Raw genomic sequence first — 16116 nt, 5'->3', positions numbered from 1 at the left:
GCGGGGGTTACTGGGCCGTTGTGACGTGCCGTAGTGCCGCCAGGTGGCCTAATTCCCAGTACTCGGAAAACCGCCACTCGTTCGGCTCAATGGCCCATCCGCATCGTGGGAAATTCACCCGGCCGTGGCATGTCCCATTCTTTGATCACGAGATTGACACTCCGGCGGCTTCACACGAGTATTTCGCCCATGCAATCCCCAGTCGCCTTGGTGTGGCGCCGGCACGTTGACTTGCGGCAGCAGGCAAGCGCGCTGTGTATGGATTTCTGACCTTTTCCGGGCTCGTCGCGACGTGACTGAATTCGCGTGTTCGCAACGGACGCGCCGGTTCCTCGTGCGCTGACACTTTCTGCTGTGCCGCAACGGTTTCCTGTGTGAACCGGCGGTTGATTGCTTTCCCTTTCATTCGCGTGGTGACGCCTGCGCGAATCGGGGGAGAGGTGTGCCGATTGTCTGGCGCTTCGGTAGCGAAAACAGGGAGAAAGAATGCTATCCAACTCGCCCAAGTGGCGAAAAGTGGCGATAGGCGCCATGGCGGTGGCGCTCGCCGTGGGCACGGTGACCTATACCGGTTCCGCGACGAGCGCCTACGCCGACGTCCAGGTCGTCAAGGACGCGAAGAAGGCGGCCGACGGCAAGGAGTACTGGGTCCAGAACCACCTGGTGTCCAAGGACGTCGCGGCGTCCCGGAGCGCCGACGGCAAGCGCAAGAAGTGGCTGCTGGTCTGGGCCGGTGACGAGAACATCGCCGACACCCTGGTCAAGGACGTCAAGAACCTGCCGGGTTCGCTCGGCGGCGGCCTCAACAAGATCAAGAACGCGTTGCCCGGTCCGGACTTCCTCGCCGTGATCGACGCGACGCAGGGTTCGCCGACCTACGGCAAGGTCGTCAACACCGCCACCGTCGGGCCGCTCGTCGAGAACGAGCCGCACCACATGCAGTACGTGTGGCACAAGGGCGACACGATCTACGCCGGCGCGCTGTTCGCCGCCGCGACGTACGCCTTCGACGTCTCCGCGTTGCCGCAACTGAAACTCAAGGGCGTCAGCCTGCCGACCCAGACCCTCGGCGGTTCCGTGCCGGACGCGTACTGGGTGCTCAAGGACGGCACCGCGTACGGCACGTACATGGGCGGCCCGGTCGTGCCCGGCCCGCACACCTACGCCAACGGTTCGACCGTGGTGGGCAACGGTTTCGCCGGCAGCCCCGGCGAGGTCGTCCGCTTCGACCAGAACGCACAGGTGCTGTCCGAGTCCCCGGCGGCCACACCGCAGGGCGACAACAAGAAGCTGTGCGACAACCTCCCGCAACTGGACAAGCCGACCTGCGCCAACCCGCACGGCATCCAGGCGCGCGAGGACCTCGACACCCTGGTCACCAGTGACTACGCCGAGCCGCGCAACATCATCCTCGACCCGGTGAAGCAGCCGTCGCCGTACCTGCGACGGCCGACCGTCCGCACGTGGGACATCTCCGACCGCAACAAGCCGAAGCTCAAGACGGTCTCGTACCTGCCGGACGGCCCGCGCGCCGATCCCGCGGATCCGCTGCACGCCGAGAGCCGCGCGGTCATGGAGACCACGGTGACCAACCTGCCGGGTCACAAGGGGGCGTTCGCCCAGACCATGCAGGGCGGCGCGGTGTTCTACACGCCGGACATCACCGCGAAGGAGCCGCACTGGATCCAGGTGTTCGACGACGGCGCCGCGAACAAGGCGATCCACCCGAACAACGACTCCAACGGTGGCGGTTCGAACGGCGGCTGGATCCAGACCAGCCCCGACGACAAGTACCTCTACCGCGCGATCACCGGACGGTCCAAGGGCGCGCTCGGCCCGGACGACCCCGGCACGACCGGTGGCGTGTACATCCTCGACATCCAGAAGCTGCTCGCCGCGGGCGACAAGGTCGAGGACATCCAGGGCCGGATCGACACGAAGGAGAAGTCCCAGCAGGGCGGTGGCGGCGACCTGCCGACCGTCGTCGGCGCGGCGCCGATCAACCCGGGCACCCCGGGCGGTGGCCCGCACTGGGGCGCGTACGACAACTTCGTGCTCGGTTCCGACGGCTACTACCGCGAAACCGACAAGCCGCAGCACCTCGCGGTGTCGAACTACTTCGTCGCACGGTCCGGTTTGGACGGTGACCACAAGGTCAACCTGCTGAACCTGGGCGAGGACGGGAAGATCGCGGTCGACCAGAACTTCCGGGACGAGTTCACCGGACAGGTCGGGATCAACTTCAACCGGAAGACCTGGCCGCACGGGTCCTTCGGCAACGCCAAGCCGCACTCCGAACTGTTCGTCGTGGCTGACGCGGATCTCAAGTAATCCTGCTCGGCGCGGAAGGCCGTGGGTGGTGGGCGCACTCCGCCACCCACGGTCCCGCCGACCTACCCGGAGAAGGTCCTCATGGATCACCACGTCATACCGGCGAGCTCGGGTTCGGCCGGAGCCGACATCGCCCTGGTCCTGCTTCGGCTCGGACTTCTGCTGGCGACCGCTTTCCTCGCCGGCACGGGAATCCTTCGCCCGCTGGTAGGCGAACTGCCTGGGCGTCTGCGCTTCACCATCGCCGCTCTCGGCGGGGTTTCGGCCGCGCTCGCCGCGGTTTCCGCCTTCGCGACCGACGTCAACGTCATCGCGCTGATCGTGCATCTCGTGCTCGCGCTGGCCGTTCCCGTCCTGATCCGACGGCCGTCCGCCGGTCGCTGGGCGTCCCTCGCGCTCGCCGCTCTCGTGGTGCTCGAAACCTCGCTCGGGCGGACGGGCGTCGAGTTCGCCATCGACACCGTCTACGTCGCGGCCGCGGCCGTGTGGTTCGGCGTCACCGTTCTCTCCGTCTGGGTTCCCGCCGGACAGTGGCGCCAGACGAACTTCCGGCTCGGCCCGCTTTCCCTGACACTGGGCGGACTTCTCGTCGTCGCGGGCGCTGTCCAGCTGTTCTCTTCCGGCCTCGGTTTCGACCGCCGGATCTACGGCACGCTCTTCGGCGTCACGTTGCTGGTGATCGCCTTGCTGCCGGTCGTCGCCACCGTGGTCGCCGGGTTCTCCTTCTCCGGCAAGGATTCCACGCGTGCTTACCGGTTCGGCGCGGCCGCCGTGACCGTCGGGTTCGTCGCCTGGAGTGCCCTCGCGGCCATCCCCGAACCACCCGAGCCGCCGATTCCCGGCGTCGCCCTGCTCGCCGACGCCTCCGTCGGTGACCAGCGGTTCCCGGTGCTGGTGAGCCCGCAGCGACCAGGCAAGAACCTCGTCCACTTCCCCGCGAGCGCGGGCGACGAACTTTCCGCGGGGATCGAAGGCGGCCTGATCGGCAAGGCCATCGTGCGCCCCGGGGCCGAAGGCACCTGGGCCGAGGTCGACCTCCCGAAGGGCCGCAGCGATCTGATCGTCAGCCGCGGTGAGGAGAAGACGACGATCGAGGTCGACGCGGGTGAGGAGCAGGGGCACGCCATCGCGGACACGGACGCGCCCGAGTGCGCTTCGGCCGCGCTGGGCGGCCTGATCGCCGATCGCCGCGACGTCCTCACCTCCTGCCCCTCGGACGCGCTTTCGGGTGAGGACAGCGGTTCTCTCGTCAAACTCGTCGAGTTCCTCGCCGGGCGCAAGCCTTCCGCGCTGACCCTCGTCGAGGACGACTCGCCGCGCGGTGTCGCCGCCGCGAAGCTGGTCCGGGAGACCGCCGCGCGCTCCGGGCTGCCGGTGCGGGCCGAGGCAGGCCCGAACACCGCCCTGGTCGTCGTGTCCGGTTGGGCGGGCGGCTACACGGCGATGACCCGCGCCGCCGAGTCCCAGCGGCTCAAACCGACCCACCAATACGGCCTGTACCTGGCGCCCTGGCTGCTCAACGGCCCGATCGTCAACTCCGTCGCCAGTTCCTCGGTGCCGCTGAGGTTCGACCCGCGCGAGCAGGTCGCGGTGAGTTTCGCCGTCGCCGCGGGCAACGCCTTCGGCGGCGAAAGCCCCACGCTCGGCGGATTTCGGAACTGGCTGGGAGCCCCGCTGAACGGGGACGTCCAGATCTTCGCGGCGGCCCAGGTCAACGCCATGCCGATGTACCCGGGCGAACCGCACGCCGTCGGGATGATCGCCGACCGGAACTACGCGGGGCAGTGGATCCCCGACGGCACGATCGTGCCGATCAGCTCGGTACTGCGGTGAAGGATTCCGCTCGATTCCAGCAGCGGTAAGGCTCCAGTTCACCGAAAGAAAAGGGAGAAAAGATGAAGCGAATCGCGGCCCGTGTGCTGCTGCCGCTCGCCGTCGCGGGCGCGCTGTCCGGACTCGCCGGCGGCGTCGCCTCGGCCGACCCGCTGCCGGGTCCGCCCACCGGCGGCGGCCCCGCGGTCTGGCTGATCCCGGGCGTGGACCTCGGCAGCCTGCTCGGTCCGACCGTCCCCGTGCCCACCGACCTGCTCGCCCCGATCTACGGGATCATCACGCCGATTTCGTAAAACCGTTACCAGCAAAGGAGAATCTCATGAAGAAGAGTCTCGTCCGCGCGGTCACCGGCGCGGCGCTCGCCGGTCTCGTCGTGCTCGGTTCGGCCGCTCCGGCGCTCGCCGCGCAGGACGCCCCGAACGATGTCGTGGTCGTCGACGAACCCGACACGAGCGACCTCACCAACATCTGGACGTTCGCGCCGCTCGGCGTCCCGGTGCTGGGTCTGATCCAGTCGCTCAACGGCGTCCCCGGCAAGCTGCTGCCGTCCTGATCCCCCTGGCGGCGCGGCACCGGCTTGGTCCCGGGGCCGCGCCGCCGCTTCCGGCGCTTCCTGAGAGGAGAACCGATGGCCGGCAGACAACTGATCGGGCGCATCGCCATCGCGGGGATCGTGGTGGCCGCGCTCGCGACCTGTGTGGTGCTGCTCAACGGCGGCGAGGAGCCGCAGGCGGAGGGTGTGGCCGTCGTCGGCGAGCCGACCGAGGCCGCGCCGTCGCGTGGGCCCGACCGCACGATCACGCGGACGCTGAGCCAGGCGCAGCCGCAGCCGGTGTCGAACGACTGGCGGATCGCCTACGAGCTCGCCGGGACGGGGACCGCGACCGTGGTCTACGACTCGAACGGGCTGGGGCTCGTGCACCAGGAGCTGCAGGTGGCGCTGCCGTGGCGCAAGGAGCTCACGTGGAAGAACACCGGCACCCCGCCGACCGTCCAGGTGATGGGGCAGGGCGAGGGCGCCGTCGAATGCCGGGTGGCCGTGGGCGGCGCCGTCGTCACGTCCCAGAAGTCCGCCCCCGGCGAGGTCGCGACCTGCGCCGGCCGCCTGGCCCCCTCCTGACCCAGGACTCGACTTTCGCCCCCTAATCGCGATCCGGCGGTCGGGAAAACCGGTGGCCGGGGTGGGCAGAATGGGATCATGACCTGGAGCTTCGAAGTCACCCCCGTCGATCACCCGGACGCCGCCCAGCTGCTGCGGGAGTACCTCGACGAGATCGCGTCCCGCTTCTACGAGCGCCAGGTCACCGACGAGGAGCTCGACGCTCTGCTCGAGAAGAACCACAGCCGCGACCTGACCCCGCCGACCGGCGCCTTCCTCCTCGCATGGCGCGACGGGGTGCTCGCCGGCTGTGCCGGACTGCGGGTCGCCGCCCCCTACATCACCGAACTCACCCGCGTCTTCCTCCGGCGGGAAGAGCGCGGCAAGGGCGGCGCGGCGCTGCTCGTGGCCGCCGCCGAGGACGTCGCCCGCGGCCTCGGGGCCACGCTGATCCGCCTCGACACCCGTGACGACCTCGTCGAGGCCAGGGCCCTGTACGCGCGTCTCGGCTACGAGACGGTCGAGCCCTTCAACGACGACCCCTTCGCCCACCACTACTTCGCGAAGTCCCTGGAACTCCCGGATCGCGTTCAGCCCGCTAAACGCGATTGAGCGGGACCCGGTCCGCGACATCGGCCAGGTAGTCCAAAGTGCGCAGGAGCTGCTTCCCGCTCGGCAAGGACTTCGGCGCGACAGCCACCGTCCGGCCGGACGTGTGGAACTCGCGGCACCGGCCCGCGTTCGCCGTCAGCCAGTCCCGGACCTCGGACCGCAGGACGAACCCGGGAGCCGAGCAGTCCACTTCGGATCCGCTGATCAAGAGCGTGCAATCCGGCATGGCCGCGCCCACCTCGACGTGCACGACCGTCCGCAGCGAACCGGTCTCGCGCGTGCCGTCCGGACGGAACCCGGCGCCCGGCAGGTGGTAGCGGTAGACACCGAAGGGCTTCCCCCGGTGCGTGCCCACCACCGCCTGGTCGATCGACTCGCCGACGCGCCGCAGCGGGGCGGGTTCCCGGCCCCGGACGGGTTGTTCGTGCCGCCCGCCCGAGGCGCCCTGCCCGAGCTGGGCGCCGCTGAAGAAGTCCCAGCCTCGTTCCCGGGCCAGCGCGGCCAATCCGCGTTTCTTCGCCGCCCCGGCGAAAATCCACCAGGCGGCGAGCAAGACCGGCAACGCCACCGCGACGATGGCGATGATCCACGCGGTCACGGCTCAGAAGTCCAGGTTGTCGGAGGTTTCCTCGGTCGTCTGCTCGTCGTCACCCACGGAACCGTACTGGCCCGCCTTGATCCCGCCCGAGGTGTACGTGCCGACCTTCCCGGTGACACCCGCCGCGACGTCGCCCTTTTCCTTGGCCGTCTCGGGTGTCTTCCAGCTGCCGTCCGCGTTCGTGGCCTTGCCGAGCCCGACGGTGTTCAACGCGGCCTTCTTCGTGGCCGACGTCATCCGCTCGCCGAAACCGTCCGCGAGCCTGCCGCCCATGGCGCCGTCCTTCGAGGCGAACTTGCCCCACGCGGACGCGCCCGGCCCGGCGGCCAGCTGGCCGGTGGCCTTGTTGCTGGCCATCAGATCCTTGTAGTTGCCCTTCCACTTGCCGAAGAACTCCTTGAGCTTGCCCAGGAACTGCTTGATCTTGTCGAGCAGCTGGCGGAGCTTGTTCAGGAACTTCTGCACCTTCGACGTCGTGGAGACCGCGCGGGTGGCGGTCAGCCCGCCCGCCGTCGCCGTCGAGCCGCCACAGGTCGGGACGGCCGCGGCCAGCGCCGGGATCCAGATCATGACCAGCCAGGTGATGAACTCGGTGAGGATCGCCTTGATGAACTCCTCGATCACCGTCATGACCATGCTGGAGATCTGCAGCAGCTGGGCGATGTCGCCCGCCTGCGCGGCGATCCCGTCGATGCCCTGCCCGAACTTCGCCAGCTTCTCGCCGGCCTTGTTCGCCGCGTCACCGTCCCACTGGGACAGTGACGACTTCGCGTCCTCGACGAACTTCTTGCTGTAGTTCTGCAGATAGACGCCGATGTTGTTGAAGTTGCCCGCCGCGTTCGACAGCGCCGGGCCGTCCCCGCTCACCATGTGGATGGCGTCCTGGATCGGCTGGCACACGTTCATCAGGAAGCTGAGTCCCTGGCCCACCAGCCAGCCGATCGGGTCACTGGCGATGTCCGCCACGCCCATGCACGAGCTGACGAACCCGGCGCCGCTGGCCGCGATGGTCCCGATGTCGCTCGCCTGGAACCCGTCCGCGGTCGCCTTCTTGACCGTGTCGAAGGTGCTGAAGCCACTGCCGATCGGCCCGGGCAGCGACGTTAGCACCTTGTCCGTGCGGAAGGTGTCCGGGTTGTAGTCGTTGATCTCGATCTTGGTGTGCTCGCCGGTGATCTTCTGATCGGCCACGATCAGTCCCCCTCGCTACTTGGCCGGGCCCATCTGCGGTGTCCTCGACTGTGCGGGCTGATCCAGCAGCTTGAGGATTTCGTTGAGCGCCTTGACGTTGTCGTCTTCGTTCTGCTCGTAGGCGGTCGCGGCGTTGCCGAGCTTCTCCGCGGCCGCGGTCAGGCCCGACCCCATCTCGATCACCAGATCCTGCAGGTCGGTGAGCATTTCCGTGTACTCGTTCTTCACGAACAGACCGACCACCCCCCAGGATTCGTCGCCGACGTCGGACTGCTGCACCAGCCGTCCGACCTCGGTCGGGATCTGCACGTCCTGCCCGAGCTTGCCCGAGTAGGTGCGCAGCGCCTCGATCACCACCTTGTGTCCGCCGCCCATCGGTCACTCCTCCTTCGTCGTGATCGGCGCCTTGGACTCCGTGACGCCGTCTCCGGTTCCCGCCCGCGTCGCGTTTAGCCCGCTAAACGCGATCTGTGCCGGGTGTCAGCGGTCGTCTTCGTCGAACAGGTTCTTGAGGAAGCGATCGCCGTCGGATCCACCGCTCGACGCCGGGGGCCGCGCTTGCTGCGGTTCGTCCGCGGACTTGAGGACGGAGCGCTCGGAATAGTCGTCGGGCTGCTCCGCCCGTGCTTCCGCGGGCGGAGCCTCGTCCATCCGCGCCTTCAGGTCCTCGACCGTGGTCCCGAAGAGTTCGGCCTGGGTCTCCAGCACCTGGTCGACCAGGTTGAGGTCGTCGCCCATGTGCTCCTCGACGATGGTCGCCTGCTTGCGCGCCGATTCCGCCACGGCCTGCTGGATGGTCGACATCAGGGCCGCCGAAAGTGCCTCCGGACGCTGGCGAAGGGCGTCTTCGGTGAACTTGACGTCCATGATCGCGCCGCCCGGCCCCGCCACCACGGTCACCGAACGGTCCGGAGAGGACGCCGTCGCTTCGAGCCTGCTCAGCTCGTCCTGCATGCCGCCGATGTTCGCGAACCGATCGTCGACGTTCTTGATGCTGGACTGGAACTTCTCGAATTCCGCGACCAGTTGTTCGAACTCGGCCGACATGGAGCCTCCCCGTGCTTGCGGCGCGTCATCTGGAGCAACGCTGTGACCAGTCTCATCGTGACTCATTCACCGGTTCGACGCGACGGGGTGCTTTTCGGATCCATCCGGCTCACCCGTCAGGGGAATAGGTAGCGTGGTCGGCCGAGCAGGGCGGTATCAGTACGAAGAGGGGAGGGCGTCGTGGACGCCGAGCAGCAGGAAAGCACCGAAGAACCCAGGCGGGGGAGCCACGCGGCGCCGGAGGGGGCGCCCGTTCACCCGTTGATCGACCTCAGCCGGGACCCGCACCCCGGCCGGGCGGACCACGCCAAGCCCGACGAGGAGTGAGGGCCGGGCGGTGGCGGGGCACGGAATGAAACGGCCCGAAACGCCGTTCCATCAGGGTGGCCGCGGCGTGACGCCCGGCACGATATAGTTATCGACCCCCCGACTTGGTCGGCCCGGAAGGCGCCGGGTATCTTTGGAGACCGTGCCCGGCAGGCGTCGGGCCGTCCCGTGTGCCGTACGGCATGGACGGGGTGCTCAGGCATCCGGTCCACCGGCTTCGCCCACGCGGGATCCGACGGAAAATCCCTACGGGAAGTTACCGGTCGCCAGACCGTGACGCGGGCCGACACGCCCGACCGCGGGGGCCGGAGACAACACGTAGTAGCAAGATCGCGAACAGAAAGCTGGTCCATTGCCCACGATCCAGCAGCTGGTCCGTAAGGGCCGCCAGGACAAGGCTGCCAAGCAGAAGACCGCGGCCCTCAAGGGGAGCCCGCAGCGGCGTGGCGTGTGCACTCGCGTGTACACCACAACCCCCAAGAAGCCGAACTCGGCGCTTCGCAAGGTCGCTCGTGTGAAGCTGACCAGCGGCATCGAGGTCACCGCCTACATTCCCGGTGAAGGCCACAACCTGCAGGAGCACTCGATGGTGCTCGTGCGCGGTGGTCGTGTGAAGGACCTGCCGGGTGTCCGCTACAAGATCATCCGCGGTTCGCTCGACACCCAGGGTGTCAAGAACCGTAAGCAGGCGCGCAGCCGGTACGGCGCGAAGAAGGAGAAGAGCTAATGCCCCGCAAGGGTCCGGCCCCGAAGCGGCCGCTGATCTCTGACCCCGTCTACGCATCCCCGCTGGTCACCCAGCTGGTGAACAAGGTGCTGAAGGACGGCAAGCGGTCCCTGGCCGAGCGCATCGTCTACGGCGCCCTCGAAGGCGCTCGCGAGAAGACCGGCACCGACCCGGTCGTCACGCTGAAGCGCGCCCTCGACAACGTGAAGCCCACCATCGAGGTGAAGAGCCGCCGCGTCGGTGGTGCCACCTACCAGGTGCCGATCGAGGTCAAGCCGGGCCGCTCCACCACCCTCGCGCTGCGCTGGCTCGTCTCCTTCTCCGCGGCCCGCCGCGAGAAGACCATGATCGAGCGTCTGCAGAACGAGCTCCTCGACGCGAGCAACGGCCTCGGCGCCAGCGTGAAGCGGCGCGAGGACACGCACAAGATGGCCGAGTCCAACAAGGCCTTCGCGCACTACCGCTGGTGATGACCGCCCGGCTGCCGATCAAAGCCTTGCCGGGCCCCAATTTTGAGACAGGGGAACACTCTCGTGGCACGTGAAGTGCTGACCGACCTGAACCAGGTCCGCAACATCGGCATCATGGCCCACATCGACGCCGGTAAGACCACCACCACCGAGCGGATCCTGTTCTACACCGGGGTCAACTACAAGATCGGTGAAGTCCACGATGGCGCCGCCACCATGGACTGGATGGAGGAGGAGCAGAAGCGGGGTATCACCATCACCTCGGCTGCCACCACCACGTTCTGGGCCGACCACCAGATCAACATCATCGACACTCCGGGCCACGTCGACTTCACCGTCGAGGTGGAGCGTTCGCTCCGCGTGCTCGATGGTGCCGTCGCCGTCTTCGACGGCAAGGAAGGTGTCGAGCCGCAGTCCGAGCAGGTCTGGCGTCAGGCGGACAAGTACGAGGTTCCTCGTATCTGCTTCGTCAACAAGATGGACAAGCTCGGCGCGGACTTCTACTTCACCGTCCGCACCATCGAGGAGCGCCTCGGCGCCCGCCCGCTGGTCATCCAGCTGCCGATCGGCGCCGAGAACGAGTTCGAAGGCGTCATCGACCTGGTCCGCATGAAGGCGCTGACCTGGCGCGGCGAGGTCCAGAAGGGCGAGGACTACGCCGTTGAGGAGATCCCGGCCGAGCTCGCCGACAAGGCGGCCGAGTACCGGGAGAAGCTGGTCGAGGCCATCGCCGAGACCGACGACTCCCTGATGGAGAAGTTCCTCGAGGGCGAAGAGCTGACCGAGGCCGAGCTGAAGGCCGGTATCCGGAAGCTCACCGTGAGCCGCGAGGCGTACCCGGTGCTCACCGGTTCCGCGTTCAAGAACAAGGGCGTCCAGCCCATGCTCGACGCGGTCATCGACTACCTTCCGTCGCCGCTGGACGTCCCGGCCGTCGAGGGCACGCTGCCCGACGGCGAGACCCCGGTCTCCCGGAAGCCGTCCGTCGACGAGCCGTTCTCCGCCCTGGCGTTCAAGATCGCCGCGCACCCGTTCTTCGGCAAGCTGACCTACATCCGGGTGTACTCGGGCAAGGTCGCCTCCGGCGCGCAGCTGATCAACGCCACCAAGGAGCGCAAGGAGCGCATCGGGAAGCTCTTCCAGATGCACTCCAACAAGGAGAACCCGGTCGACGAGGCCCAGGCCGGCCACATCTACGCGGTCATCGGCCTGAAGGACACCACCACCGGTGACACCCTCGCCGACCCGCAGAACCCGGTCGTCCTCGAGTCGATGACGTTCCCGGCGCCGGTCATCCGCGTCGCGATCGAGCCGAAGACCAAGGCCGACCAGGAGAAGCTGTCCCTGGCGATCCAGAAGCTGGCCGAAGAGGACCCGACGTTCCAGGTCAACCTGGACGAGGACACCGGCCAGACGATCATCGCGGGCATGGGCGAGCTGCACCTCGAGGTGCTGGTCAACCGCATGAAGTCCGACTACAAGGTCGAGGCGAACATCGGTAAGCCGCAGGTCGCCTACCGCGAGACGGTGCGCAAGACGGTCGAGAAGCTCGACTACGTGCACAAGAAGCAGACCGGTGGTTCCGGTCAGTTCGCGAAGGTCATCGTCAAGCTCGAGCCGCTCGAGTCCACCGACGGTGCCCTCTACGAGTTCGACAACAAGGTCACCGGTGGCCGCGTGCCGCGGGAGTACATCCCGTCGGTCGACGCGGGCGCGCAGGACGCCATGCAGTACGGCGTGCTGGCCGGCTACCCGCTCGTCGGGTTGAAGTTCACCTTGTTGGACGGCGCGTACCACGAGGTCGACTCTTCGGAAATGGCCTTCAAGATCGCCGGTTCCATGGCGATGAAGGAAGCCGCGAAGAAGGCCGGTCCGGTCATCCTCGAGCCGCTGATGGCCGTCGAGGTCACCACGCCCGAGGACTACATGGGCGATGTGATCGGCGACCTCAACTCCCGCCGTGGCCAGATCCAGGCCATGGAGGAGCGCGCTGGTACCCGTGTCGTCAAGGCACTGGTCCCGCTGTCGGAGATGTTCGGTTACGTCGGCGACCTGCGTTCGCGTACGCAGGGACGTGCCAACTACTCCATGGTGTTCGACTCCTACGCCGAGGTTCCCGCGAACGTCGCGAAGGAAATCATCGCGAAGGCGACGGGGGAGTAGTTCCCGTCCGCTCGCGGGCATAAGGAACGCTCCTGAACGTCCGCGGTATCCGTAAGAAACGAATCTCCGTCCGACAGCCACGTTGGCCGGTGAGTAAGCAAAACAGTCCAGGAGGACATTCCAGTGGCGAAGGCGAAATTCGAGCGGACCAAGCCGCACGTCAACATCGGGACCATCGGTCACGTCGACCACGGTAAGACCACTCTGACCGCGGCGATCACCAAGGTTCTGCACGACAAGTACCCCGAGCTGAACACCGCTTCGGCGTTCGACCAGATCGACAACGCGCCGGAAGAGAAGCAGCGCGGCATCACGATCAACATCTCGCACGTCGAGTACCAGACCGAGAAGCGTCACTACGCTCACGTGGACGCCCCCGGTCACGCGGACTACATCAAGAACATGATCACCGGTGCGGCGCAGATGGACGGCGCGATCCTCGTGGTCGCGGCGACCGACGGCCCGATGCCGCAGACCCGTGAGCACGTGCTGCTCGCGAAGCAGGTCGGCGTGCCCTACATCGTGGTCGCGCTGAACAAGGCCGACATGGTCGACGACGAAGAGATCCTGGAGCTCGTCGAGCTCGAGGTCCGCGAGCTGCTGTCCTCCCAGGACTTCCCGGGTGACGACGCTCCGGTCATCAAGGTCTCCGGCCTGAAGGCCCTCGAGGGCGACGCCAAGTGGGGCGAGAGCGTTCTCGAGCTGATGGCGGCCGTCGACGAGAACGTGCCGGACCCGGTGCGTGAGCTCGACAAGCCGTTCCTGATGCCGATCGAAGACGTCTTCACGATCACCGGCCGTGGCACGGTCGTGACCGGCCGTATCGAGCGTGGCCGCGTCAACGTGAACGAAGAGGTCGAGATCGTCGGCATCAAGGAGAAGTCGACCAAGACCACCGTCACCGGTGTCGAGATGTTCCGCAAGCTGCTCGACCAGGGTGAGGCCGGCGACAACGTCGGTCTGCTGGTCCGCGGCATCAAGCGCGAGGACGTCGAGCGCGGCCAGGTCGTCGTGAAGCCGGGCACCACCACCCCGCACACGGAGTTCGAGGGCTCGGTCTACATCCTGTCGAAGGACGAGGGTGGCCGTCACACCCCGTTCTTCAACAACTACCGCCCGCAGTTCTACTTCCGTACCACGGACGTGACCGGCGTCGTCACCCTCAAGGAGGGTGTCGAGATGGTCATGCCGGGCGACAACACGGACATCAGCGTCGTGCTGATCCAGCCGGTCGCCATGGACGAGGGCCTGCGTTTCGCCATCCGTGAGGGTGGACGGACCGTCGGCGCCGGCCAGGTCACCAAGATCAACAAGTGATTTAGACGCCCCGCCCGGGGGCAATACACCCCCGGGTTAGGGGCGTCAAATCACGTGTGCGACACTATTCAGGTTGCTCGTCCTGGGGCGGCCGAACCCGTACTTCTTCGGAAATCGGGTTCCGGCCGCCCTGGTATGAGCGGCCACGGTCCGCGGAGCACTTCCTTCGGGTGAGGCTAGCGGGCAAGGGCATTTGAGACGGCGACCAAGCATTTCCGCCGGCTCGATGCCTCCTCACGTTGAGGAAGACCAGGCAAGACGAAGATCCCGCGGGATCCGTCTGTGCGTCGGGCCCGACACGCCCGACCGCGTGGACCGGGGACAGGGCCGTTGAACTGGGAAAACCTCAGCCAGGCTGAGGTTTGAAAAGACAAAAGCGGCACGAGACGACAAGGAACGAGCAGCCACCATGGCGGGACAGAAGATCCGCATCCGGCTCAAGGCCTACGACCACGAGGCGATCGACACCTCGGCACGCAAGATCGTCGAGACGGTCACGCGTACCGGCGCCCGTGTTGTCGGGCCGGTGCCGCTGCCCACCGAGAAGAACGTTTACTGCGTCATCCGCTCGCCGCACAAGTACAAGGACTCGCGCGAGCACTTCGAGATGCGCACGCACAAGCGTCTGATCGACATCCTCGACCCGACGCCGAAGACGGTCGACGCGCTCATGCGCATCGACCTGCCGGCGAGCGTCGACGTCAACATCCAGTAGCAGCGGCTGGCGAGCGGCGGAGAGTAAGAGACTCATGTCTGACAGGCAAGTGAAGGGCATCCTGGGCACCAAGCTCGGCATGACCCAGGTCTTCGACGAGAACAACCGGGTCGTCCCGGTGACCGTCGTGCAGGCCGGGCCGAACGTGGTCACCCAGGTTCGGACCCAGGAGAACGACGGCTACAAGGCCGTGCAGCTGGCTTTCGGCGCGGTCGACCCGCGTCGCGTGAACAAGCCGCGCACCGGCCACTTCGACAAGGCGAGCGTGACCCCGCGTCGTTTCCTTGCGGAGCTGCGTACCACCGACGCCGAGACCTACGAGGTCGGCCAGGAGATCACCGCTGAGGTGTTCGAGGCCGGCATCGAGGTCGACGTGACCGGTACCAGCAAGGGCAAGGGCTACGCCGGTGTCATGAAGCGTCACGGCTTCAAGGGCCAGGGCGCGAGCCACGGTGCCCAGGCCGTGCACCGCAAGCCCGGCTCGATCGGTGGCTGCGCCACCCCGGGCCGCGTCTTCAAGGGCCTGCGCATGGCGGGCCGGATGGGCAACGACCGGGTCACCACGCAGAACCTGACCGTGCACGCGGTGCGTGCCGAGGACGGCCTGCTGCTGATCAAGGGCGCCGTGCCCGGTCCCAAGGGCGGCCTGCTGTTCGTTCGCAGCGCCGCGAAGGGTGGTAACTGAACATGACCAGCGTCGAGCTGAAGACCCCGGCCGGTAAAGCCGACGGCACGGTCGAGCTCCCCTCGGAGATCTTCGACGTGCAGGCCAACGTGCCCCTCATGCACCAGGTCGTGGTGGGCCAGCTGGCCGCCGCGCGCCAGGGCACGCATGACACCAAGACCCGCGGTGAAGTCCGCGGTGGTGGCAAGAAGCCGTACCGCCAGAAGGGCACCGGCCGCGCCCGCCAGGGTTCGACCCGGGCGCCGCAGTTCACCGGTGGTGGCGTCGTCCATGGCCCCACGCCGCGTGACTACACCCAGCGGACCCCGAAGAAGATGAAGGCCGCCGCCCTGCGTGGCGCCCTCTCCGACCGGGCCCGTGCCGGACAGCTGCACGTCGTCACCGAACTGGTGACCGGCGAGAAGCCGTCCACCAAGTCCGCCAAGGCCGCCATCGCCGCGCTGACCCAGGCGAAGCGCGTTCTCGTGGTCCTGCACCGCGACGACGAGCTGAGCTGGAACTCGCTGCGGAACCTGGCCGAGGTCCACATCATCACGCCCGACCAGCTCAACACCTACGACGTGTTGGTCAACGACGACGTGGTGTTCACCAAGGCCGCTTACGACGTGTTCGTCGCCGGTCCCGTGCGGGGCAAGGGCGCGAAGGCCAGCGCGCGGTCGAGCGAGGTTGAAGGGAGTGACGAGCAGTGAGTGCGATCGCCATCCCCGATCCCCGCGACATCTTGCTCGCGCCGGTGATCTCCGAGAAGTCCTACGGGCTGCTCGAGGACCACAAGTACACGTTCATCGTCCGCCCGGACGCCAACAAGACCCAGATCAAGATCGCGGTCGAGAAGGTGTTCGGCGTCAAGGTGGTCAGCGTCAACACGGCCAACCGCCAGGGCAAGCGTAAGCGGACTCGCGCCGGCTTCGGCAAGCGCAAGGACACCAAGCGCGCCATCGTGACTCTTTCGGCTGAGAGCAAGCCGATCGAGATCTTCGGCGGACCCACCGCGTAAAGGA

Annotated in this window: 19 protein-coding genes; 15 read left to right on the top strand and 4 right to left on the bottom strand. The window is 67.2% G+C overall.

Features of this window, described 5'->3' with window-relative positions; genetic code table 11:
- The first annotated feature begins 531 nt into the window (after positions 1-531).
- The 6 genes from AB0N89_RS14400 to AB0N89_RS14375 all read left to right on the top strand — a co-directional run bounded on the left by AB0N89_RS14400 (position 532) and on the right by AB0N89_RS14375 (position 5875).
- On the top strand, positions 532-2331 hold the full coding sequence (locus AB0N89_RS14400) for a hypothetical protein (RefSeq protein WP_364204587.1): 1800 nt from the start codon (positions 532-534) through the stop codon (positions 2329-2331).
- An 81-nt stretch (positions 2332-2412) separates the two neighbouring features.
- Positions 2413-4164 carry a hypothetical protein gene (locus AB0N89_RS14395; RefSeq protein WP_364204438.1) on the top strand — a complete coding sequence of 584 codons (1752 nt, stop codon included), beginning with the start codon at positions 2413-2415 and terminating at the stop codon, positions 4162-4164.
- A gap of 62 nt (positions 4165-4226) precedes the next feature.
- Positions 4227-4457, top strand: a complete 231-nt coding sequence (locus tag AB0N89_RS14390; protein WP_364204436.1) for a hypothetical protein — start codon at positions 4227-4229, stop codon at positions 4455-4457.
- 26 nt (positions 4458-4483) lie between these two features.
- Positions 4484-4717: a hypothetical protein gene (locus tag AB0N89_RS14385; RefSeq protein WP_364204434.1), complete on the top strand. Its 234-nt coding sequence runs from the start codon at positions 4484-4486 to the stop codon at positions 4715-4717.
- A gap of 75 nt (positions 4718-4792) precedes the next feature.
- A complete protein-coding gene (locus AB0N89_RS14380; RefSeq protein ID WP_364204432.1) occupies positions 4793-5284 on the top strand; it encodes an MmpS family transport accessory protein in 492 nt (163 codons plus the stop codon).
- Positions 5285-5362: 78 nt separating this feature from the next.
- Complete coding sequence (locus AB0N89_RS14375) at positions 5363-5875, top strand: GNAT family N-acetyltransferase (protein WP_364204430.1); 513 nt, start codon at positions 5363-5365, stop codon at positions 5873-5875.
- On the opposite strand, the gene AB0N89_RS14370 is transcribed toward AB0N89_RS14375, so the two are convergent.
- From AB0N89_RS14370 to AB0N89_RS14355, 4 genes are all read right to left on the bottom strand, one after another.
- The gene (locus tag AB0N89_RS14370) at positions 5862-6473 is read right to left on the bottom strand and encodes a hypothetical protein (protein ID WP_364204428.1); all 612 of its coding nucleotides are present in this window, start codon (positions 6471-6473) and stop codon (positions 5862-5864) included. The genes AB0N89_RS14375 and AB0N89_RS14370 overlap by 14 nt on opposite strands.
- A gap of 3 nt (positions 6474-6476) precedes the next feature.
- Entirely contained in the window at positions 6477-7664 is a 1188-nt protein-coding gene (locus tag AB0N89_RS14365; protein ID WP_364204426.1) for a hypothetical protein, read from the bottom strand.
- Positions 7665-7679: 15 nt separating this feature from the next.
- A complete protein-coding gene (locus AB0N89_RS14360) occupies positions 7680-8039 on the bottom strand; it encodes a hypothetical protein (protein ID WP_364204424.1) in 360 nt (119 codons plus the stop codon).
- A gap of 105 nt (positions 8040-8144) precedes the next feature.
- The gene (locus AB0N89_RS14355) at positions 8145-8711 is read right to left on the bottom strand and encodes a YbaB/EbfC family nucleoid-associated protein (protein WP_364204422.1); all 567 of its coding nucleotides are present in this window, start codon (positions 8709-8711) and stop codon (positions 8145-8147) included.
- A gap of 180 nt (positions 8712-8891) precedes the next feature.
- Here AB0N89_RS14355 and AB0N89_RS14350 point away from each other — a divergent pair, with 180 nt between their 5' ends.
- The 9 genes from AB0N89_RS14350 (at position 8892) to rplW (ending at position 16112) form a co-directional block, all read left to right on the top strand.
- On the top strand, positions 8892-9038 hold the full coding sequence (locus tag AB0N89_RS14350; RefSeq protein ID WP_007031032.1) for a hypothetical protein: 147 nt from the start codon (positions 8892-8894) through the stop codon (positions 9036-9038).
- Between the two features lie 352 nt (positions 9039-9390).
- The gene (gene rpsL / locus AB0N89_RS14345) at positions 9391-9765 is read left to right on the top strand and encodes a 30S ribosomal protein S12 (RefSeq protein ID WP_003102113.1); all 375 of its coding nucleotides are present in this window, start codon (positions 9391-9393) and stop codon (positions 9763-9765) included.
- Positions 9765-10235, top strand: a complete 471-nt coding sequence (gene rpsG / locus AB0N89_RS14340) for a 30S ribosomal protein S7 (RefSeq protein ID WP_005166770.1) — start codon at positions 9765-9767, stop codon at positions 10233-10235. Before rpsL ends, rpsG begins: the two co-directional genes overlap by 1 nt.
- Positions 10236-10298: 63 nt before the next feature.
- Positions 10299-12398, top strand: a complete 2100-nt coding sequence (gene fusA / locus AB0N89_RS14335; protein ID WP_364204419.1) for an elongation factor G — start codon at positions 10299-10301, stop codon at positions 12396-12398.
- Between the two features lie 123 nt (positions 12399-12521).
- Positions 12522-13715 (top strand): elongation factor Tu, encoded by a 1194-nt coding sequence (gene tuf, locus AB0N89_RS14330; protein ID WP_093938477.1) that lies wholly within the window; start codon positions 12522-12524, stop codon positions 13713-13715.
- 409 nt (positions 13716-14124) lie between these two features.
- The gene (rpsJ, locus tag AB0N89_RS14325) at positions 14125-14430 is read left to right on the top strand and encodes a 30S ribosomal protein S10 (protein ID WP_003102098.1); all 306 of its coding nucleotides are present in this window, start codon (positions 14125-14127) and stop codon (positions 14428-14430) included.
- 34 nt (positions 14431-14464) lie between these two features.
- Positions 14465-15115 (top strand): 50S ribosomal protein L3, encoded by a 651-nt coding sequence (rplC, locus tag AB0N89_RS14320; protein ID WP_020633317.1) that lies wholly within the window; start codon positions 14465-14467, stop codon positions 15113-15115.
- Between the two features lie 2 nt (positions 15116-15117).
- The gene (rplD, locus tag AB0N89_RS14315; protein ID WP_005166776.1) at positions 15118-15804 is read left to right on the top strand and encodes a 50S ribosomal protein L4; all 687 of its coding nucleotides are present in this window, start codon (positions 15118-15120) and stop codon (positions 15802-15804) included.
- A complete protein-coding gene (rplW, locus tag AB0N89_RS14310) occupies positions 15801-16112 on the top strand; it encodes a 50S ribosomal protein L23 (protein WP_005166778.1) in 312 nt (103 codons plus the stop codon). Before rplD ends, rplW begins: the two co-directional genes overlap by 4 nt.
- The last annotated feature ends 4 nt before the right edge of the window (positions 16113-16116 follow it).

This window comes from Amycolatopsis sp. NPDC089917 (assembly GCF_040684635.1).
In the GTDB taxonomy this organism is placed as follows: Bacteria; Actinomycetota; Actinomycetes; order Mycobacteriales; family Pseudonocardiaceae; genus Amycolatopsis.
The sequence above is the reverse complement of the archived record's forward strand: the minus strand, read 5'-3'. Positions and strand labels throughout refer to the sequence as shown.